The 20505-nt window shown below is 70.8% G+C and carries 17 protein-coding genes, 1 tRNA gene and 1 riboswitch; of the genes, 12 read left to right on the forward strand and 6 right to left on the reverse strand.

Annotated features, from left to right (window positions below; translation table 11 throughout):
- The first annotated feature begins 12 nt into the window (after nucleotides 1–12).
- Nucleotides 13–181, forward strand: a riboswitch (cyclic di-AMP (ydaO/yuaA leader).
- Nucleotides 182–185: 4 nt separating this feature from the next.
- The 7 genes from AB0K80_RS18195 to AB0K80_RS18225 all read left to right on the forward strand — a co-directional run bounded on the left by AB0K80_RS18195 (nucleotide 186) and on the right by AB0K80_RS18225 (nucleotide 8008).
- A complete protein-coding gene (locus AB0K80_RS18195; protein WP_365670682.1) occupies nucleotides 186–878 on the forward strand; it encodes a transglycosylase family protein in 693 nt (230 codons plus the stop codon).
- Between the two features lie 239 nt (nucleotides 879–1117).
- The gene (gene eno / locus AB0K80_RS18200) at nucleotides 1118–2398 is read left to right on the forward strand and encodes a phosphopyruvate hydratase (protein ID WP_365670684.1); all 1281 of its coding nucleotides are present in this window, start codon (nucleotides 1118–1120) and stop codon (nucleotides 2396–2398) included.
- A gap of 118 nt (nucleotides 2399–2516) precedes the next feature.
- Nucleotides 2517–2993: a septum formation initiator family protein gene (locus tag AB0K80_RS18205; RefSeq protein ID WP_365670687.1), complete on the forward strand. Its 477-nt coding sequence runs from the start codon at nucleotides 2517–2519 to the stop codon at nucleotides 2991–2993.
- Nucleotides 2994–3011: 18 nt separating this feature from the next.
- Nucleotides 3012–3545 (forward strand): DUF501 domain-containing protein, encoded by a 534-nt coding sequence (locus tag AB0K80_RS18210; protein WP_365670689.1) that lies wholly within the window; start codon nucleotides 3012–3014, stop codon nucleotides 3543–3545.
- Nucleotides 3542–4483: a Ppx/GppA phosphatase family protein gene (locus AB0K80_RS18215; protein WP_365670692.1), complete on the forward strand. Its 942-nt coding sequence runs from the start codon at nucleotides 3542–3544 to the stop codon at nucleotides 4481–4483. The genes AB0K80_RS18210 and AB0K80_RS18215 overlap by 4 nt, the downstream gene beginning before the upstream one ends.
- A 454-nt stretch (nucleotides 4484–4937) precedes the next feature.
- The gene (locus AB0K80_RS18220; protein ID WP_365670694.1) at nucleotides 4938–6320 is read left to right on the forward strand and encodes an NAD(P)/FAD-dependent oxidoreductase; all 1383 of its coding nucleotides are present in this window, start codon (nucleotides 4938–4940) and stop codon (nucleotides 6318–6320) included.
- A 395-nt stretch (nucleotides 6321–6715) separates the two neighbouring features.
- Nucleotides 6716–8008 carry a cyclopropane-fatty-acyl-phospholipid synthase family protein gene (locus AB0K80_RS18225; protein WP_365670696.1) on the forward strand — a complete coding sequence of 431 codons (1293 nt, stop codon included), beginning with the start codon at nucleotides 6716–6718 and terminating at the stop codon, nucleotides 8006–8008.
- A 73-nt stretch (nucleotides 8009–8081) separates the two neighbouring features.
- Here AB0K80_RS18225 and AB0K80_RS18230 read toward each other — a convergent pair whose 3' ends face one another.
- Both AB0K80_RS18230 and AB0K80_RS18235 read right to left on the reverse strand, forming a co-directional pair.
- Nucleotides 8082–10610 (reverse strand): FtsX-like permease family protein, encoded by a 2529-nt coding sequence (locus AB0K80_RS18230; RefSeq protein ID WP_365670698.1) that lies wholly within the window; start codon nucleotides 10608–10610, stop codon nucleotides 8082–8084.
- A 44-nt stretch (nucleotides 10611–10654) separates the two neighbouring features.
- Nucleotides 10655–11425: an ABC transporter ATP-binding protein gene (locus AB0K80_RS18235; RefSeq protein ID WP_365670700.1), complete on the reverse strand. Its 771-nt coding sequence runs from the start codon at nucleotides 11423–11425 to the stop codon at nucleotides 10655–10657.
- A 378-nt stretch (nucleotides 11426–11803) separates the two neighbouring features.
- Here AB0K80_RS18235 and AB0K80_RS18240 point away from each other — a divergent pair.
- From AB0K80_RS18240 to AB0K80_RS18250, 3 genes are all read left to right on the forward strand, one after another.
- Nucleotides 11804–11887: transfer RNA gene (locus AB0K80_RS18240), tRNA-Leu, on the forward strand.
- Nucleotides 11888–12041: 154 nt separating this feature from the next.
- Entirely contained in the window at nucleotides 12042–13217 is a 1176-nt protein-coding gene (locus AB0K80_RS18245) for a 4-hydroxybenzoate 3-monooxygenase (RefSeq protein ID WP_365670702.1), read from the forward strand.
- 150 nt (nucleotides 13218–13367) lie between these two features.
- Nucleotides 13368–14279 carry a Bax inhibitor-1/YccA family protein gene (locus tag AB0K80_RS18250; RefSeq protein ID WP_365670704.1) on the forward strand — a complete coding sequence of 304 codons (912 nt, stop codon included), beginning with the start codon at nucleotides 13368–13370 and terminating at the stop codon, nucleotides 14277–14279.
- 85 nt (nucleotides 14280–14364) lie between these two features.
- Here the strand turns inward: AB0K80_RS18250 and AB0K80_RS18255 are convergent, their stop codons facing one another.
- Nucleotides 14365–14589 carry a DUF4287 domain-containing protein gene (locus AB0K80_RS18255; RefSeq protein WP_365670706.1) on the reverse strand — a complete coding sequence of 75 codons (225 nt, stop codon included), beginning with the start codon at nucleotides 14587–14589 and terminating at the stop codon, nucleotides 14365–14367.
- A 102-nt stretch (nucleotides 14590–14691) separates the two neighbouring features.
- Here AB0K80_RS18255 and AB0K80_RS18260 point away from each other — a divergent pair, with 102 nt between their 5' ends.
- Nucleotides 14692–15003 carry a hypothetical protein gene (locus AB0K80_RS18260; RefSeq protein ID WP_365670708.1) on the forward strand — a complete coding sequence of 104 codons (312 nt, stop codon included), beginning with the start codon at nucleotides 14692–14694 and terminating at the stop codon, nucleotides 15001–15003.
- 55 nt (nucleotides 15004–15058) lie between these two features.
- Here AB0K80_RS18260 and AB0K80_RS18265 read toward each other — a convergent pair whose 3' ends face one another.
- From AB0K80_RS18265 to AB0K80_RS18275, 3 genes are all read right to left on the reverse strand, one after another.
- Nucleotides 15059–15841: a hypothetical protein gene (locus AB0K80_RS18265; RefSeq protein WP_365670710.1), complete on the reverse strand. Its 783-nt coding sequence runs from the start codon at nucleotides 15839–15841 to the stop codon at nucleotides 15059–15061.
- Nucleotides 15842–16125: 284 nt separating this feature from the next.
- Nucleotides 16126–17346, reverse strand: a complete 1221-nt coding sequence (locus tag AB0K80_RS18270) for an acetyl-CoA C-acetyltransferase (protein ID WP_365670712.1) — start codon at nucleotides 17344–17346, stop codon at nucleotides 16126–16128.
- Nucleotides 17347–17559: 213 nt separating this feature from the next.
- Nucleotides 17560–18579, reverse strand: a complete 1020-nt coding sequence (locus AB0K80_RS18275) for an SGNH/GDSL hydrolase family protein (protein WP_365670714.1) — start codon at nucleotides 18577–18579, stop codon at nucleotides 17560–17562.
- 178 nt (nucleotides 18580–18757) lie between these two features.
- On the opposite strand from AB0K80_RS18275, the gene AB0K80_RS18280 reads away from it, so the two are divergent.
- Complete coding sequence (locus AB0K80_RS18280) at nucleotides 18758–20143, forward strand: cystathionine beta-synthase (protein WP_365670716.1); 1386 nt, start codon at nucleotides 18758–18760, stop codon at nucleotides 20141–20143.
- Nucleotides 20144–20505 lie beyond the last annotated feature (362 nt).

Here is a 20505-nt window from a genome sequence, read left to right on the forward strand (position 1 = left end):
CGGGAACAGTCGTCGCGTCAAGCGCCGCGGGCAGGAGCGGGGGACCCAAGGTAGGCGCCGGGCCCAGCACATGAGGCTGGATCCGGCTAGGGGTGAAGCCGAGTCCCGCAAGGGACCCGGCCGGGCAACTCAACCGGCCCGAACCCGACAGCTCACCTCGCAGGCGTCGGTGAGGGGATCCATCCATGCTGTTTTCCAGCAAGGGCAAGCACCGCCGTCCGTCCAAGGCCGTTCGCGCCGTCGCCCTGGCCGGTGTCACCGGCGCCGCCGTGGCCGCGCCGCTGATGGCCGCCGGCACCGCCTCCGCCGCCACCGAGTCCGAGTGGGACGCCGTCGCCCAGTGCGAGTCCGGCGGCAACTGGTCCATCAACACCGGCAACGGCTACTACGGCGGTCTGCAGTTCTCCGCCTCCACCTGGGCCGCGTACGGCGGCACGCAGTACGCCTCCACCGCCGACAAGGCCACCAAGGCCCAGCAGATCCAGATCGCCGAGAAGGTCCTCGCGAGCCAGGGCAAGGGTGCCTGGCCGGTCTGCGGCAAGAACCTGTCCGGCGCCTCGTACAACGGCGGCTCGGCGCAGAGCTCCGGCTCCACCGAGACCCGCCAGAGCGAGCAGCAGACGGCCTCCCGCTCCACCGAGCGCCCGGCCCAGACCCAGACCCCGAAGACCCAGAGCCAGAAGACGGTCACCACCCCGACCGGCAAGAAGGTCAAGAAGGGCGACGGCGAGTACAAGGTCGTCAAGGGCGACACCCTGAGCTCGATCGCCGCGCAGCACGACGTCAAGGGCGGCTGGGAGAAGCTCTACCAGCTGAACAAGGACATCATCGAGGACGCCAACCTCATCTACCCGGGCCAGCAGCTGCACCTGAGCTGATCGGCCTGCCCTGCTCCCCGCCCCGGTGCGTGTTCCCCCGTACGCGCCGGGGCGGGGTCATGTCCGGCGGCACATCTGTGGCGCTCGGCGCTCCTTTGTTCCGTTCGGAAACAATTTACGCTCAGTTCTGTCCAAGGGGTGGGTGACCGGCTGGCCGATCGCCCCCGGCCGGTTAGGCTCGTCTCGCAGAGCCCCCGCGGCACTGCCAACCCGCGTCACATCCCAAGAAGGAGATGCTCGTGCCGTCCATCGACGTCGTCGTAGCCCGGGAAATCCTGGACTCCCGAGGCAATCCCACGGTCGAGGTCGAGGTCGGCCTCGACGACGGCAGCACGGGTCGTGCCGCCGTCCCGTCCGGCGCCTCCACGGGCGCCTTCGAGGCCATCGAGCTCCGCGACGGTGACCCCAACCGCTACCAGGGCAAGGGCGTCGAGAAGGCCGTCCTCGCCGTCATCGAGCAGATCGGCCCGGAGCTGGTCGGCTACGACGCCACCGAGCAGCGCCTGATCGACCAGGCCATGTTCGACCTGGACGCCACCGACAACAAGGGCTCGCTCGGCGCCAACGCCATCCTCGGGGTCTCGCTCGCCGTCGCCCACGCCGCCTCCGAGGCCAGCGACCTGCCGCTCTTCCGCTACCTGGGCGGTCCCAACGCGCACCTGCTGCCGGTGCCGATGATGAACATCCTGAACGGCGGCGCGCACGCCGACTCCAACGTGGACATCCAGGAGTTCATGATCGCCCCGATCGGCGCGGAGTCCTTCTCCGAGGCCCTGCGCTGGGGCGCCGAGGTCTACCACACCCTGAAGAAGGTCCTGAAGTCCAAGGGCCTGTCCACCGGCCTCGGCGACGAGGGCGGCTTCGCCCCGAACCTCGGCTCCAACCGCGAGGCCCTCGACCTCATCCTCGAGGCGATCAAGGAGGCCGGCTACACCCCCGGCGAGCAGATCGCCCTCGCCCTGGACGTGGCCGCCACCGAGTTCCACAAGGACGGGCGCTACGTCTTCGAGGGCAAGGAGCGCACCGCCGAGGAGATGACCGCCTACTACGCCGAGCTCGTCGACGCCTACCCGCTCGTCTCCATCGAGGACCCGCTGAGCGAGGAGGACTGGGAGGGCTGGAAGGACATCACCGCCAAGCTCGGTGACAAGGTCCAGCTCGTCGGCGACGACCTGTTCGTCACCAACCCCGAGCGCCTCCAGCGCGGCATCGAGGAGGGCGCCGGCAACGCCCTGCTGGTCAAGGTCAACCAGATCGGCTCCCTGACCGAGACCCTGGACGCCGTCGAGCTGGCCCAGCGCAACGGCTACAAGTGCATGATGTCGCACCGCTCCGGCGAGACCGAGGACGTCACCATCGCCGACCTGGCCGTCGCCACCAACTGCGGCCAGATCAAGACCGGTGCCCCGGCCCGCTCCGAGCGCGTCGCCAAGTACAACCAGCTGCTGCGCATCGAGGAGATCCTCGACGACGCCGCGGTGTACGCGGGCCGCTCGGCCTTCCCCCGCTTCAAGGGCTGACCCTCACCGGGTCAAGGCTGAGCCAGTCGCACGTACGTCCCCGTACTCGGTCCCGTACCGTGTCCGGGGACGTACGCGCGTATGACAGGCCAGACATCTGAACGGGAGGCGGGGAACCATGGCGGTCAAGGACCGGGACCGTTTCTCCACCGCGACCAGGATCCGGCTGATCGGGGAGCAGACGGCGGCCCGGGTCTACCGCTCGCAGACCCGGCGCCAGGCCCGCCGCTCCCGGCTGACCGGCCGGGCCGCGCTGCTCGCCCTGGTGCTGTGCTCGCTGATCGTGGCGCTCGCCTACCCGATGCGGCAGTACGTCTCCCAGCGCGCCGAGATCGCCGACGTCCAGCGTGAGCAGGAGCAGGCCCGCAAGCGGGTCGAGCAACTGCGCGATCTCAAGGCACGCTGGCAGGACGACGCGTACGCCGAGCAGCAGATCCGCAAGCGGCTGCACTACGTCATGCCCGGCGAGACCGGCTACGTCGTGATCGACCCGGGCGCGGCCAAGCAGTCCCGCGCCGACCTCGGGGCGGGCAACCGCCCCTGGTACGCCAATGTCTGGGACGGGGTCGACCAGTCCGACGCCGCCGACCAGTGAGACCGTAGAAAGACACATATGGACACGCCCCCGCCGACCACCGAGCGCACCGAGCCCACCGACGCGGACGTGGAGGCCTTCAAGCAGCAGCTCGGGCGGCCCCCGCGCGGGCTGCGCGCCATCGCGCACCGCTGCCCCTGCGGGCAGCCGGACGTGGTGGAGACCGCCCCGCGGCTGCCCGACGGGACGCCGTTCCCGACGCTGTACTACCTGACGTGCCCGCGGGCCTCCTCGGCGATCGGCACGCTGGAGGCCAACGGTGTGATGAAGGAGATGACGCAGCGGCTCGCCTCCGACCCGGAGCTGGCCGCCGCGTACCGCGCCGCGCACGAGGACTACGTCCGGCGCCGCGACGAGATCGAGGAGCTCCAGGGCTTCCCGAGCGCGGGCGGCATGCCGGACCGCGTGAAGTGCCTGCACGTGCTGGTCGCCCACTCCCTCGCCGCCGGCCCCGGCGTCAACCCGCTCGGGGACGAGGCCCTGGCGATGCTGCCGGAGTGGTGGCGCAAGGGCCCGTGCGTGACCGCCACGGACGAGGAGGACGGCACGTGAGCAGGGTCGCCGCCATCGACTGCGGGACGAACTCCATCCGCCTCCTCGTCGCCGACGCGGACCCGGCCACCGGTGAGCTGGTGGACCTGGACCGCCGTATGACGATCGTCCGGCTCGGCCAGGGCGTGGACCGGACCGGGCGTCTGGCGCCCGAGGCGCTGGAGCGGACCTTCGCGGCCTGCCGCGAGTACGCCCGGGCCGTCAAGGAGCTCGGCGCGCAGCGGCTGCGCTTCGTGGCGACCTCCGCCTCCCGGGACGCCGAGAACCGCGACGTGTTCGTGCGCGGGGTGCTGGACATCCTGGGCGTCGAGCCGGAGGTCATCACCGGCGACCAGGAGGCCGAGTTCTCCTTCACCGGCGCCACCAGGGAGCTGACGGGCCGGGCGGACCTGCACCGCCCGTTCCTGGTCGTGGACATCGGCGGCGGTTCGACGGAGTTCGTCGTCGGCGACGACCACGTGCGTGCCGCCCGATCCGTCGACGTCGGCTGCGTCCGTATGACCGAGCGGCACCTGGTCCGCGACGGGGTGGTCTCCGACCCGCCGTCGCCGGAGCAGATCGCCGCTATGCGGGCCGACATCGAGGCCGCCCTCGACCTCGCCGAACAGACCGTGCCGCTGCGCGAGGCGCGCACTCTGGTGGGCCTGGCCGGTTCGGTCACCACGGTCTCGGCGATCGCGCAGGATCTGCCCGCGTACGACTCGGCGGCCATCCACCACTCCCGTGTCTCCCACGACCGGGTCCGCGAGATCACGCACCGCCTGCTCCACTCCACCCACGCCGAGCGCGCGGCGATCCCGTCGATGCACCCCGGCCGGGTCGACGTGATCGGCGCGGGCGCCCTGGTACTGCTGGCGATCATGGAGCGGATCGGCGCGGAGGAGGTCGTGGTGAGCGAACACGACATCCTCGACGGCATCGCCTGGTCCCTCGCCTGACGGTCTGACGCCTGCGTGTGACCCCCGCCCCGGCCCCCGCCTGAGCGGCCCGGACGCCCGTTTGAGCGAGCGTGGCGGGGGTCCCCGGACCTGTCCGCGCCACCCCGCCGGAAAAGTTCGTGAAGTTCTTCACAAGGAATTGGGCCCGGCAGGACGACGAAAGCGTTCCCGTTGACCCGTCCGGGGGGTCAACGGGCCCTTGAACGCGTTCAGAACGGTGCGGGGAGGGGGTCCCCGGCCGGGGGCGTCAAGAGGCCGAACGGCCCCCTCACGGAGGGTCCTTCGGCCCAGAGAGGCAGCTCACGCGGCATTGACAACGGCCGGCGCCGCGCCCCGGTTCCCGTTCGCCGCCATGACCTGCGTCACGTGAGCGCGGGAGTGTAACACAGGCCTTGGAAGAGCTTGTGAAGGGGCGCACGAGCCACCCCCCTGGGGCGGGTGGATACTCGATGGCATGAGCACCACGGAGCGTCCCAGGATCCTCGTAGTAGGCGGTGGGTACGTAGGCCTGTACGCAGCTCGGCGCATCCTGAAGAAGATGCGTTACGGCGAGGCGACCGTCACGGTCGTCGACCCCCGGTCGTACATGACCTACCAGCCCTTCCTCCCCGAAGCCGCCGCCGGCAGCATCTCCCCGCGTCACGTCGTCGTCCCGCTGCGGCGCGTGCTTCCCAAGGCGGAGGTCCTCACCGGCCGGGTCACGTCCATCGACCAGGACCGCAAGGTCGCCACCGTCGCCCCGCTGGTCGGCGAGGCGTACGAGCTGCCCTTCGACTACCTGGTCATCGCGATGGGCGCGGTCTCCCGCACCTTCCCGATCCCCGGCCTCGCCGAGCAGGGCATCGGCATGAAGGGCATCGAGGAGGCCATCGGCCTGCGCAACCACGTCCTCGAGCAGCTCGACAAGGCCGACTCCACGCAGGACGAGGAGATCCGCCGCAAGGCGCTCACGTTCGTGTTCGTCGGTGGTGGTTTCGCCGGTGCCGAGACCATCGGCGAGGTCGAGGACATGGCCCGCGACGCCGCCAAGTACTACAAGAACGTGTCCCGTGAGGACATGCGCTTCATCCTGGTCGACGCCGCCGACAAGATCCTGCCCGAGGTCGGCCCCAAGCTCGGCCGGTACGGCAAGGAGCACCTCGAGGGCCGCGGTGTCGAGGTCTACCTGAACACCTCCATGGAGTCGTGCGTCGACGGCCACGTGGTGCTGAAGAACGGCCTCGAGGTCGACTCCAACACGATCGTGTGGACCGCCGGTGTCAAGCCGAACCCGGCGCTCGCCCGCTTCGGCATCCCGCTCGGCCCCCGCGGCCACATCGACTGCGAGCCGACGCTCCAGGTCAAGGGCACCGACTACATCTGGGCCGCGGGCGACAACGCCCAGGTGCCCGACCTCGCCGCCCGCAAGGCCGGCGTGGAGAACGCCTGGTGCCCGCCGAACGCCCAGCACGCGCTGCGCCAGGCCAAGGTCCTCGGCGACAACGTGGTCTCCGGCATGCGGGGCTTCCCGCAGAAGGAGTACAGCCACGCCAACAAGGGCGCGGTGGCGGGCCTCGGCCTGCACAAGGGCGTGGCGATGATCGTCATGGGCAAGATGAAGATCAAGCTCAAGGGACGTCTCGCCTGGTACATGCACCGCGGCTACCACGGCCTGGCCATGCCGACCTGGAACCGCAAGATCCGCGTCTTCGCCGACTGGACCCTCGGCATGTTCCTCAAGCGCGAGGTGGTGTCCCTGGGCGCCATCGAGTCCCCGCGCGAGGAGTTCTACGAGGCCGCGAAGCCGGCCCCCGTCGCGGCGGCCCCCAAGACCGAGGAAAAGGCCAAGGCCTCCTGACCGCAGTCGCTGCAACGCCCGAAGGGGCCGCCTGCCATCCGTGGTGCGGGCGGCCCCTTCGGCGTGCTTCTGCATGCGGGTGGCCTGATCGAGGTTCTGTTCGCCCGGACACCGGAGTGGGGGTCTGGACCCCAACACCCCGACAGCGGTGTCGCACCGCTGTCGCGCAGTTCGTCTGACAACGCCGACGCGAAGTACGGTCCTCGGCGCCGGATGGATCTGCCGGGGTGTGTTCAAGCTCTGATGGCAGCGCCGCTTTCACGTCGTTCAGCTGCTGTTGCGGTGGTCTCAGGATTTGCCCAGCCATAACGCGCGCCGGGACTGCGGAACAGCCCCGCAGGTGTTTACGTGGGTGTCGGACATTCCGGGATCACCTGTCACGGAGGTGGTGCACCATGCCAGACGCCGCGCCGCGGCTGAAGGGCCTCGTGGAACAGATGGTGGGAGCCCCGCTCCCCGTACGCATCCGCGCCTGGGACGGCTCGCTCGCGGGCCCGCCCACCGCACCGACCCTGGTCGTACACAACCGCCGCGCCCTGCGCCGCCTGCTGTGGAAGCCCGGCGAACTGGGCCTCGCCCGCGCCTGGGTCGCCGGCGACCTCGACATCGAGGGAGACCTCTACACCGCCCTCGACCTGCTCTCGGGCCTGATCTGGGAGCGCGGCGAGGACGCCCGCACCCTCGCCCAGGCCCTGCGCGACCCCGAGGTGCGCTCCGCCGTACGCGGCCTGGTGAAGCTCGCCGGGCCCCCGCTGCCCCCCGCCCCGCCCGCCGAGGAGGTCCGCCGCCCCCGCCGCCACCTGCACACCAAGCACACCGACAGACGCGCCATCAGCCACCACTACGACGTCGGCAACGACTTCTACGAGATCGTCCTCGGCCCGTCCATGGTGTACTCCTGCGCCTACTGGCCCACCCCGGACAGCACCCTGGAGACCGCCCAGCGCGACAAGCTCGAACTGGTCAGCCGCAAACTCGCCCTGAAGCCGGGTCAGCGCCTGCTGGACGTCGGCTGCGGCTGGGGCTCCATGGCCATCCACGCCGCCCGCGAGCACGGCACCACCGTCGTCGGCATCACCCTCTCCCAGGAGCAGGCCGCCTACGCCCGCAAGCGGGTCGCCGACGAGGGGCTGACGGACAAGGTCGAGATCCGCGTACAGGACTACCGGGATGTCCGCGACGGGCCGTACGACGCGATCTCCTCCATCGGCATGGCCGAACACGTCGGCGCCGAACGGTACCTGGAGTACGCCACCGACCTGCACCACCTGCTCCGGCCCGGCGGCCGGCTCCTCAACCACCAGATCGGCCGCCGCCCGCATCGCGACGAGTCGGCGTACGAGGTGGACGCGTTCATCGACTCCTACGTCTTCCCCGACGGCGAGCTCCAGCCCATCGGCACCACCGTCTCCCAGCTGGAACGCGCCGGTTTCGAGGTGCGCGACGTGGAGTCGATCCGCGAGCACTACGGCCTCACCCTGCGCCGCTGGGTGGCCAACCTGGAGGCCGACTGGGCCCGGGCCGTCCAGCTCACCAGCCCCGGCCGGGCCCGCGTCTGGCGCCTGTACATGGCGGCATCCGCGCTGGCGTTCGAACGCAACCGCATCGGCGTCAACCAGGTCCTGGCCGTGAAGACCCCCGAGTCCGGCGAGTCCGGCATGCCGCTGCGCTCCCGCACCTGGAACTAGACAGCCGACGGGCCCCCGGTTCCCGCGACCGGAAACCGGGGGCCCGTCACCGCGGCCCCGCCGCCTGCTCCGCCTACTCCGCCTTGATCGCCTGCAGCATGTTCAGCCGCGCCGCCCGCCGGGCCGGCCACAGCGCCGCGAGGACACCGACCGTCGCGGCCAGCAGCAGGAAGACGGCCATCCGGGCCCAGGGCAGGACCAGTTCGTACGTCGCCATCCTGGTGGCCAGCAGCTCACCGGCCGCCCACCCGAAGAACACCCCCAGACCGATGCCCAGGACCCCGCCGAACAGGCAGATCACCAGGGACTCCAGGCGGACCATCCGCTTCATGCCCGTGCGCTCCAGGCCGATCGCCCGCAGCATGCCGATCTCCTGGGAGCGTTCGAAGACCGACATGGCCAGGGTGTTGATGACGCCGAGCACCGCGATGATCACGGCCATGGCGAGCAGGCCGTAGACCATGTTGAGCATCAGCGTGAACATCCGCGCGACCTCGTCGGACAGGTCCTGCCTGTCCTGGACCCTGATCGCCGGGTTGGTGCCGAGGGCCTCGACCAGCCGGTCCTTCGTCGCGCCGGAGGCACCGTCGGCGGTCTTCACCATGACCTGCATGTCGCCCGGGTCCGCCTCGTGCGGGGCGAGGGTCCTGGTGTCCACCATGATCCCGCGGATCAGCTCGTTGCCCTGGTAGACGCCGGAGACGGTCAGCCGCTGCCGCTTGCCGTCCTCGTAGGCGACCGTGAAGGCCGAACCGGCCCGCCAGCCGCGCAGCTTGGCGGTGTCGTGGTCGACCACCACCTGCGTGCCGCCGACCTTGAAGGACCCGTCCTCGACCTCGAGGTCGGTCAGCTCGCCGATCGTGGTGCCGTCGACGCCGGTCAGGTACTCGGTCTCGCCGTCGATGCGGGACTCCGCGTTGCGCATCGGGCTGGTGGCGGTGACGCCCTCGGTCCGCTTCAGCTTCCGCTCGACGTCCGGCGTCAGGAGGTTGCCGTTCGCCATGGACACCACGTAGTCGGCGCGGACCGCGTCCGCCGCCATCCTGTCGATGGACCTCTGCAGGCTGCCCGCCGTCACCGTCATGCCGGTGATGAGGGTGAGCCCGATCATCAGCGCCGAGGCGGTGGCGGCCGTACGGTGCGGGTTGCGCACCGAGTTCTGCCGCGCCAGCTTGCCTGAGACCCCGAACGCGCGCAGCACCGGCGCGGCGGCCGCGATCAGGGGACGGGACAGCAGCGGGGTCAGGATGAACACGCCGATGATCAGCAGGACCGCGCCCAGCCCCATCGGGACTTGGCCGTCCGAGCCGTCCATGGTCGTCGCCGCCAGGACGACCGCGACGCCCGCCGCCGAGAACAGCGCGCCCAGCGTGTTGCGCAGCACCAGCGACCTGGTGGTCGCCTTGGCGTGCACGCTGCTCATCGCCGCCACCGGCGGGATCTTCGCCGCGCGGCGGCCCGGCAGCCAGGCCGCGAGCATGGTCACCAGGATGCCGACCGCGAAGGCGGCCACGACCGTGCCCGGGCTGACCACCAGCGGCCCGTCGGGCACCACCTGCCCGAGCGAGCGCAACAGCGACCGCATCCCGGCCCCGATGCCGATCCCGGCGAGCAGACCGGTCACGGCGGCGACCGTGCCCACCACCAGCGCCTCGATCAGCACCGACCGCGTCACCTGCCGCCGTGAGGCACCGACCGCGCGCAGCAGCGCCAGCTCACGGGTGCGCTGGGCGACCAGCATGGTGAAGGTGTTGGCGATGATGAACGTGCCGACGAACAGCGCGATACCGGCGAAGACCAGCAGGGCCGTGCGCATGCCGCTCATCGACTCGGCGATCGTCCTGGCCTGGTCGTCGGCGAGCTGCTTGCCGGTCGTGGTCTCGACGACGTCCTTCGGCAGCGCCTTGTCCAGCTCGGCCTTGAGCGCGCCCTGCGTGACGCCCGGCTTCGCCGTGACGTCGATCTGGTCGTACGTGCCCGGCTTGCCGAACAGCTTCTGCGCGGTCGCGGTGTCGAACAGCGCGAGGCTGCCGCCGGCCGCGACGTTGCCGTCGTCGGTGGTGAAGATGCCGGTGATGGTCGGCTTCAGGACCGGCCCGTCGACCGACAGCCGTACCGTGTCGCCGACCTGGTAGCCGGTGCGCTCGGCGGTCCTGGAGTCGATGAGGATCTCGCCCGCGCCCTTGGGGGCGTGTCCGCGGACCAGCGGGTAGCGGGGGTCCGCGGTGCCCCAGTAGTTTCCGCCCTGCGACTGCCAGCCGTCACCGATCAGCTTGCCGTCCTTGCCGGCCAGGGCGGTGAAGCCGGTGACGGATCCGACGGCCCGTGCGGCACTCGGCACCCGGGCGCTCCTGTCGAGCAGGGCCTCGGTCAGCTCGTGGCTCCTGCCGACCTTGTCGCCCTCGGCCTGCTGGTAGGTGGGCTCCACGGCGACGTCGACCTGGTCGAAGCCCTTGGCGGAGCTCTTCTGGTACGCGTCGGAGAGGGTGTTGGTGAAGACCAGGGTTCCCGACACGAACGCCACGCCGAGCATCACGGCGAGCACGGTCATCAGGAGCCGGGCCTTGTGCGCGAGCACGTTGCGCAAGGCGGTACGGAACATGGGTCGTCTCAAGTCCTGGGATAGGTGCGGTCGGTGAGTGGGCGTCAGCTGGTGCGGCCCTTGGCGTCGAACCGCTTCATGCGGTCGAGCACCGAGTCCGGGGTCGGGCCGTGCATCTCGTCCACGATCCGGCCGTCCGCGAGGAAGACGACCCGGTCCGCGTAGGCGGCCGCCACCGGGTCGTGGGTCACCATCACGACCGTCTGGCCCAGCTCCCGCACCGAGTTGCGCAGGAAGCCCAGCACTTCGGCGCCCGAGCGCGAGTCGAGGTTTCCGGTGGGCTCGTCGCCGAAGATGATGTCGGGCCTGGAGGCCAGCGCCCGGGCCACGGCGACGCGCTGCTGCTGGCCGCCGGACAGCTGGGAGGGCCGGTGGCCGAGCCGGTCCTTCAGACCCACCATCCGGATGACCGTCTCCAGCCACTCCTGGTCCGGCTTACGGCCCGCGATGTCCATCGGGAGGGTGATGTTCTCCAGGGCGGTCAGCGTCGGCAGCAGGTTGAACGCCTGGAAGATGAAGCCGATCTTGTCGCGGCGCAGCCTGGTCAGCTGCTTGTCCTTCAGCGCGCCCAGTTCCGTGTCGCCGATCCGCACGGAGCCGGAGGAGAAGGTGTCCAGACCGGCCACGCAGTGCATCAGCGTCGACTTGCCGGAGCCGGACGGTCCCATGATCGCCGTGAACTCGGCCTGCCGGAAGTCGACGGAGACCCGGTCCAGGGCGACCACCTGGGTCTCACCCTGCCCGTAGATCTTCGACAGGTCCGTGGCGCGTGCGGCCACGGCGGTGGTCCGGTCGGCGAGGGGAGTGGAGGGCACGGGATGACGCTCCTGTCGGGAGGAAGGTGTGCTGCGGAGTACGTCACCCATGGTTCCGGCCGTCCGCCGTCGTGGAGTCACCCGCTGTTCCGGTTCCGGTGGCCGACTCGGGTCGGACGGTGCGGCGCCGTGTCATACCTGGGGATGACGGGCGATGTCGAGAACAGGTGGAGTGCCCTTGTTCCGGCGGTGAAATTCCGTCATTCCGCATGCGCGCCCGGCCGTCGCACGGAAGGCTATTGGCAAGTGCGGATGGCGCGTTCCGAGTGCTGATGCACCCTCAGACGTCAATAAAATAAGACAACATCGGCTCGCTGTTCCGCTGTTCGGGGGAAGCGTCCCGATAGGCTCGGCACCTCGACGCGGAGCCCATGGCCTGCCCGGATGGTGGAATGCAGACACGGCGAGCTTAAACCTCGCTGCCCCTTCGCGGGCGTGCCGGTTCGAGTCCGGCTCCGGGCACTTACCGCTCTCTTGCATCGTTCATTGAAGACTTCACGCCAGAACCGTTGACAGCCGGCGCATGCCGTCGGAGACTCACGTCGGACTTGAGTGAAGAAAATTTCACTATACGAACAACGTGGTGCGCGTCAGCGCGCAAGAGAAGGGGCGACCGATGCGTACGACCGTCGGCATCATCGGAGCCGGGCCCGCCGGCCTCCTCCTCGCCCGGCTGCTGCACAACGCCGGCATCGACGCGGTGGTCCTGGAGAGCCGCGACCGCGCCTACGTCGAACAACGCCAGCGCGCCGGGATCCTGGAGCAGGGCACGGTGGACGTGCTGCGCGCGGCCGGAGCCGGGGAGCGCATGGACCACGAGGGCCTGCGCCACGACGGCATCGAACTGCGCTTCGCCAGGCGGCGGCACCGCGTCGACTTCCCGGCCCTGACCGGCGGGAAGTCCGTGACGGTCTACGCCCAGACCGAGGTCTGCAAGGACCTGATCGCCCTCCAGCTGAAGGAGGGCGGGCCGCTGCTGTTCGAGGCGGAGGCGCTCGCCGTCGAGGGCGCCGACACCGACACCCCCCGCGTCCGCTTCCGCCACCAGGGGACCGAGGACGTCCTGGAGTGCGACTACGTGGTCGGCTGCGACGGCTTCTGGGGCGTGGCACGCCAGGCGATCCCCGCCGCGCTCACCCAGGTCTTCGAGCGGACGTACCCGTTCGGGTGGCTCGGCATCCTCGCCGACGTACCGCCCTCCCACGACGAACTCGTCTACGCCCGCCACGACCGCGGCTTCGCCCTGCTGTCCATGCGCTCGCCGTCCGTCTCCCGCCTCTACCTCCAGGTGCCCGCCGGCACGGACGCCGGCGACTGGAGCGACGAGCAGATCTGGGACGAGCTGGAACGCCGCTTCGAGACCGCCGACGACTGGACCCTGCGGCGCGGCCCCGTCACCCAGAAGTCCGTGACCCCCATGCGCTCCTTCGTCCACGAGCCCATGCGCCACGGCCGGCTGTTCCTGGCCGGCGACGCCGCGCACATCGTGCCGCCGACCGGCGCCAAGGGCCTGAACCTGGCGGTCGGGGACGTCGTCACCTTCGCGCGGGCGCTCACCCACGAGCGCCGGACCGGATCGCCGGAGCTTCTCGACGCCTACTCGCAGACCTGCCTGCGCCGGGTGTGGCAGGCCGAGCGCTTCTCGTACGACATGACGACCCTGCTGCACCGCGCCCCCGACGCCACCCCCTTCGAGGACCGGCTCCAGCTCGCCCGCCTGGAACGGCTCACGGTCTCCCGCGCCGCCGAGACCGACCTCGCCGAGGCGTACACCGGCTTCCCGTTCGGGTGAACGACCCCCCTCGGGTGCTGGGAATCACGTCGCCGCGTAGCGTGTTGCGCAGCATGACGAGGGAAAGATCCTCCCCAAGCACTAGGGTCAATCCTTTGCCTTTCTATTACTCTTGAGCCAAGGCTACGAGGGTGGCCATGGAGGAGTGAAATGAGGAGCAGAAACCCGGTCTTCTCGCGACGGGGGTTCAGCCGCGACAACGGCTACGCGGGCTTCAACACCGCGCCGCAGGCCGGGGGACCCACCGTCGCCACGCAGGGCAACCCGTACGCGCAGGGCAACCCGTACGCCCAGCCGGCCGGCAACCCCTACGCGCAGAACCCTTACGCCCAGCAGGACCTGCAGTACGGCGCGCCGCCGCAGGCACCGGTCACCGCCGGCCGGATGACCATGGACGACGTGGTGATGCGCACGGCGACCACGCTCGGTGTGCTCATCCTCACGGCCGCCCTGTCCTGGGCCCTCCTGCCGGTCGACGACGCCCACATCAGCCGTTCCTACGGCATCGGTATCGGTGCCGCGCTGGTCGGCATGGTGCTGGCGTTCGTCCAGTCCTTCAAGCGCAAGGCCTCGCCGGCGCTCATCCTGACGTACGCGGCGTTCGAGGGTGTCTTCCTCGGTGTCGTCTCCAGCATCGTCGACAACCGCATCGCCAGCGGCGCGGCCATGCAGGCCGTGCTCGGCACGATGGCGGTCTTCGCCGCCGTGCTGGTGGCCTACAAGGCGGGCTGGATCCGCGTCAACCGCCGCTTCGTCGGCTTCGTGATGGCGGCCGCGCTCGGCTTCGTCCTGCTGATGATGGTGAACCTGCTGTTCGCGGTCTTCGGCGGCGGGGACGGCCTGGGCTTCCGCAGCGGTGCGCTGGGTGTCGTCTTCGGCGTCATCGGCGTCATCCTCGGCGCCTGCTTCCTCGCCCTGGACTTCAAGCAGGTCGAGGACGGCGTCGCCTACGGGGCCCCGCGCGAGGAGGCCTGGCTCGCGGCCTTCGGCCTCACGCTGACGCTGGTGTGGATCTACCTCGAGTTCCTGAGGCTGATCTCGATCCTCAACAGCAACGACTGAGGACAGCAACGACTGACGCGCCCGCAGTGCGTGGGACAGGGCCCCGGCTCCGGCCGGGGCCCTGCGTCGTCCAGGCGCGGCACGCCTAGAGCCTTCGCGCGGCCCTCCTCAGGTCGTACTCGTGGATGATCGCCTTGGCGTGGCCGTACGCGAGGTTGTGCTCGTGGCGGAGCCAGCTGACCTTCTCCTCGAAGCGGAGCGCGGGGCCTTCTTCGACGGTGCGCAACCAGTCGGAGATCTCACGACCGGTGCACTGGGGGATGCGGGCGAGAATGTTGCGGTGGGTCTCCTCGGAGAGGACGTGGGACATCGGCGCCTCCGGACGCAGGGGATGTAAGCCGGTCCTTCAGGTCACGGTGCCTGAGTGTTCGCCCGTTGGCAACAGTCCCGCCCGGGTGCGTAGGCTCACGCCGTGGTTGATACGACGCCTCTCACCCGTGCCGTGGAGCACTTCGCCGACCGACTGAGGGCCGCGCCGCAGAGCCGGCTGCAGCGGGGGGCCGCCGCGGAAGCGCTGGCGCTGGCCCGGCGGCTGGCCCGGTGGGCGCAGTCCCTGGAAGCCCCTGAGCTGCAGCCTCGTGAGATGCCGGATGCCGGGATGTTCGCGGCGGCGGACCAGGTGACCGTGGCCGGGCACGATCTGGCGCTGGTGCTCACCGGTGAAGCCGAGGTCGAGGAAGCGGTGCGGCTGGTGGAGGAGGCGCAGAAGCGGGCGGGAGTGTGAGGGTCCGGGGGCGGACGCGGTTGTTCCGGGTCGCTCGCGCCCCTGGGGCGTCGCGCTAGAGGGACGCTATGACCCTGTCGGCCAGGACGTAGACGTTCTCCTCGCCGCAGCTGAACGTCAGGCTGTAGGCGCCCGAGACGCCCGAGCCGCCGAGCAGGACGGGGCTCTGGCCGGCGCGCAGGGCCGTGGCGAGGCGCTCGGCCGTCTCGCGGTGGCCGGGGGTCATGCACAGGGTCGTGCCGTCGGCGAAGACATAGACGTCCAGGGTGCCGAGCGGGCCCGGGCGGACGTCGGTCAGTTCGACGCGGGAGGCGGCCAGCTCCTCCAGGGTCGCCACGGTGCGTTCGTGGTCGTTGACCGCAGGGGGCGGGGTCGGTACGAAGTCGGGGTGCGAGGGGTGGCGGCGGCGGGCCGCGGCCAGCTCCGGGGACTCCCCGGTCAGCTCGTCGGCCTCCGGCCCCGGCTCGGTGACCGGCTCCAGCCCCGCGAAATCCGCCTGCCGGGGCAGGAACAGGTCTGCGTCGGTCAGGCCCAGCAGGGAGGGCGCGTCGGAGGCGTCACGGGCCTCCTGGGCGGCCCAGAACGCCCGGGCCTCGGCCAGCTCCCGCTCCCGTTCCTCGGCGAGCGCCTCGGCCACCGCGGCGCGTATCTCGTCGGCGTCGGCGGTGCTGCGGGCGGCGGGAAGCAGGGCGCGGGTGGTGGCGGCGCGGTTCTCGGCGAGCTCGGCGTGCAGCGCCGCGACCTGGCGGCGCAGCTGCATGAGGGTGCGCAGGACGGCGACGCCCACGGCGCCCGTGGCGGCCGTGGTGAGCAGCAAGGCGATCGGCATGGCGCTCACTGACGTACTCCCGGTTCAAAGTCGACCCTCGACTTCCTACATCAGCTTGAGGGCCGAACTAACCCGCTGTCAGTGCGTAACGTCACGAATCGGACAGCACTTTTTCTGTGGGACCTGGTGGTGGACGGCTCTGACCTGCGTGATCGCCGACGGGAGGGAGATAGGTCACATCCTGGGGGCGATTGAGTCACAAATGGGCCCAGAACCCTGGTGTTTCCGGGGTCCTGGGCCCAAGGTTCACCGTCGGTGCCGCGGTGGCTACCGTGCGGCTGTGCCGGGTCCGGTCAGCTGAGGCGCTCGATGACCATGGCCATGCCCTGGCCGCCGCCGACGCACATCGTCTCCAGGCCGAACTGCTTGTCGTGGAACTGCAGCGAGTTGATCAGCGTGGTGGTGATGCGGGCGCCGGTCATGCCGAAGGGGTGGCCGACGGCGATGGCGCCGCCGTTGACGTTCACCTTCTCCAGCGGGATGCCCAGGTCGCGGTAGGACGGGATGACCTGCGCGGCGAACGCCTCGTTGATCTCCACCAGGTCGATGTCGTCGATGGTCAGGCCGGCCCGCTTCAGGGCCTGCCGGGAGGCCTCGACCGGGCCGAGGCCCATGATCTCGGGGGACAGGCCCGACACGCCGGTGGAAACGATCCGGGCCAGCGGGGTGATGCCGAGCTCGCGGGCCTTGGTGTCGCTCATGATGACCAGGGCGGCGGCGCCGTCGTTGAGGGGGCAGCAGTTGCCGGCGGTGACCAGCCCGTCCGGGCGGAACACCGGCTTCAGGCCCTGCACGGCCTCCAGGGTGACGCCCGGCCGGGGGCCGTCGTCCTTGCTGACCACGGTGCCGTCGGGGAGGGTCACCGGGGTGATCTCCCGCTCCCAGAAGCCGCTCTTGATGGCCTCCTCGGCGAGGTTCTGTGACCGGACGCCGAACTCGTCCATGTCCTGGCGGGTCACGCCCTTCCAGCGGGCCAGGTTCTCGGCGGTCTGGCCCATCGCGATGTACGGGTCGGGCAGCAGCCCGTCCTCACGCGGGTCGTGCCACGTGGAGCCCTCGCTCTGGGCGACGGCGGCGGTGCGGGCCTCGGCCTCGGCGAAGAGGGGGTTGTGGGTGTCGGGGAGGCTGTCGGAGTTGCCCTTGTCGTACCGGGAGACCATCTCCACGCCGGCCGAGACGAAGACGTCGCCCTCGCCGGCCTTGATGGCGTGCAGAGCCATGCGGGAGGTCTGCAGGGACGAGGAGCAGTAGCGGGTGATCGTGCAGCCCGGCAGGTGGTCCATCCCCATCTGTACGGCGACGATCCGGCCCAGGTTGTGCCCCTGCTCGCCGCCGGGCAGACCACAGCCGAGCATCAGGTCGTCGATGTCCCTCGGGTCCAGCTGCGGGACCTTGGCGAGGGCGGCCTGGATGATCGTGGCGGTCAGGTCGTCCGGGCGGAGGTCCTTCAGGGAGCCTTTCCTGGCGCGGCCGATGGGGGAGCGGGCAGCGGACACGATCACGGCTTCGGGCATCACGGCTCCAGGGCATACCGGGTGGTTGGGCTGGCTGTGTGGGAAGTTACCCGTACGTATGGACGCGGTCACGGGTGACGGGGTGTGACCCTGACCGCACTTGTCTAAGCGCTTGCTTGGGTCTCCGGCGGTGGAGCGGGTTCTGTCTGCCCCGGGCCTGCGTCCCTGGACAACAGCGGACGGGCTGGAGATGCCCGGACCGCCGCCGGACCCTCAGGCCGACGGCGTCACCGGCTCCACCTCCGGCAGGCGCCTGCGCCTGCGGCGCTTGAGGAGCGCCCACGGGCCCCGCGGGCCCGTCGGCATCGCCGCCGTGACCTCCGTGCCCGCCTCCTGCACCGCTTCCGCCGCCGCCTTGGCCACCGGCAGGAACCCCTCCCGCCGCGAGGCGTCGGGGCGGTCCTCCTCCGCCGGCCACAGGCCCAGCGCGGCGCACACGGTGGGCAGGACCGCCATCGCCGCCGTGGCGTACCCCTCCGCGGAGGGGTGGTAGCTGTCCGGGCCGAACAGCTCACGCGGGTTCGCCGCGAACTCGGGTCCCAGCAGGTCGCCCAGGGACACCGTCCGGCCGCCCTGTTCGACGACCCCGATCGTCTGGGCGGCCGCCAGCTGCCGCGAGGCCCGTCTGGCCAGCCAGCGCAACGGCTGCCGCACCGGCTCGATCGTGCCGAGGTCAGGGCAGGTGCCGACGACGACCTCGGCGCCGGCCGTACGCAGTCGTCGTACTGCGGACGACAGGTACCGCACCGAGCGGGTGGGCGGCATCCGGTGGGTGACGTCGTTCGCGCCGACCATGATCACGCAGATGTCGGGTACCCGGGTGGGGTCCGCCAGCGCCACCGTCACCTGCCGGTCCAGGTCGTCCGACTGCGCCCCGGGCACCGCCACCGTGCGCAGCTCCACCGGGCGTTCCGCGAGCGCCGCGACGCCCGAGGCGAGCAGCGCGCCCGGCGTCTGCCCGACCCGGCGCACGCCCTGCCCGGCGGCCGTGGAGTCGCCCAGCATCGTCAGCCGCAGGGGCGCCTGACCGGGAGTGGCGCAGGTACGGCCGTACAGCCCGTCCGCGTTCGGCACCCGGGGGGACGTGCCATTGCCCACCCGGCGCCGCGCCAGCTGCGCCTCCGCCAGCAGCAGCCCGACGGCCGCCGCACCGGCCAGGCCGATCCCGCCGCCGCCGTACGCCGCGCCGGCCGCGATCCGCCGGGCCACCCTGGCCCTCGACATGCTCGTCATGCGTCGCCGCCACCTCCTCGAACCCCTACACCCACTGCTTGCCCCGTACGGGGTGTCGCCCAATCGCAACGGAGCGTGAACAAACCGGCACGGGGCATCGGCGGGCCGCGGGAAGGCCGCAGGGCCTAGGCTGGCGGCACCACTACGACCACATCTTTTGCAGCGACCGGAGACAACGGTGCAGTTCCACGACTCGATGATCAGCCTCGTCGGCAACACCCCGCTGGTGCGGCTCAACAGCGTGACCAAGGGCATCAGGGCGACCGTCCTGGCCAAGGTGGAGTACTTCAACCCCGGCGGCTCCGTGAAGGACCGCATCGCCCTGCGCATGATCGAGGCGGCCGAGCAGAGCGGCGAGCTCAAGCCGGGCGGCACGATCGTCGAGCCGACCAGTGGCAACACCGGCGTCGGGCTGGCCATCGTGGCGCAGCAGAAGGGGTACAAGTGCATCTTCGTGTGCCCCGACAAGGTGTCCACGGACAAGATCAACGTGCTGCGGGCGTACGGCGCCGAGGTCGTCGTCTGCCCGACGGCCGTCGCGCCGGAGCACCCGGACTCGTACTACAACGTCTCCGACCGGCTGGTGCGCGAGACGCCGGGCGCCTGGAAGCCGGACCAGTACTCCAACCCCAACAACCCGCTCTCCCACTACCACTCCACCGGCCCGGAGCTGTGGGAGCAGACGGAGGGGAAGATCACCCACTTCGTGGCCGGTGTCGGCACGGGCGGGACCATCTCGGGAACCGGCCGGTACCTCAAGGAGGTCAGCGAGGGCCGGGTGAAGGTCGTCGGCGCCGACCCCGAGGGCTCCGTGTACTCGGGCGGCTCCGGGCGTCCGTACCTCGTCGAGGGCGTCGGTGAGGACTTCTGGCCGACGGCGTACGACCGTACGGTCGCGGACGAGATCGTCGCCGTGTCCGACAAGGACTCCTTCCAGATGACCCGCCGCCTGGCCAAGGAGGAGGGCCTGCTGGTCGGCGGCTCCTGCGGCATGGCGGTCGTGGCGGCGCTGCGGGTCGCCGAGCGGCTGACCGAGGACGACGTGGTGGTGGTCCTGCTGCCGGACAGCGGCCGCGGCTACCTCAGCAAGATCTTCAACGACGAGTGGATGGCCGACTACGGCTTCCTGGAGGACGAGGGCCCCAGCGCCCGCGTCGCCGACGTCCTCAACGACAAGGAGGGCGGCATGCCCTCGCTCGTCCACATGCACCCGGACGAGACGGTCGGCCAGGCCATCGAGGTGCTCCGCGAGTACGGCGTCTCCCAGATGCCGGTCGTCAAGCCCGGCGCCGGTCACCCGGACGTGATGGCCGCCGAGGTCGTGGGCTCGGTCGTGGAGCGCGAGCTGCTGGACGCGCTCTTCAGCAAGAGCGCCTCGCTCGACGACCCGCTGGAGAAGCACATGTCCGCCCCGCTGCCGCAGGTCGGCTCGGGCGAGCCGGTCGGCGACCTGATGGCCGTCCTCGGCAAGGCGGACGCGGCCATCGTCCTCGTCGAGGGCAAGCCCACCGGGGTGGTCAGCCGGCAGGACCTGCTGGCCTTCCTCGCCAAGACGGGGAAGTGACTGCGGGGAGGTGACGGCGGGGAAGCGGCGGCGAACGCCCGGTGAACTGCCGGTTGACGCGGCGAAGTTGAGCGGTCCGTGATCTTCGGGGACTTCGCTGAAGTGGTACGAGCGCGTCACGTCCGCGCAGCACCCGCTTAACACGCGTCCGGCACATTGGTGGGTGTCGGCAGGCGGGAGCGGCTCCCCGCCCAGGCCGGCGCCCAGCGGCGTCACAGGACCTCCGGAGCGGCTCCCGGACCTCCACGGACGCCACGGACGCGCAAGCCCGGCCCTGACCCGGCCCGCGTCCCTCGCGGGGACCGCCGTCGTCCCGCCCCCCGTCAACGGGGGTGCGGCGGTCCCCGCGCACGCTGTCCCCA

The organism is Streptomyces sp. NPDC052682, from assembly GCF_040678435.1.
GTDB lineage: Bacteria > Actinomycetota > Actinomycetes > Streptomycetales > Streptomycetaceae > Streptomyces.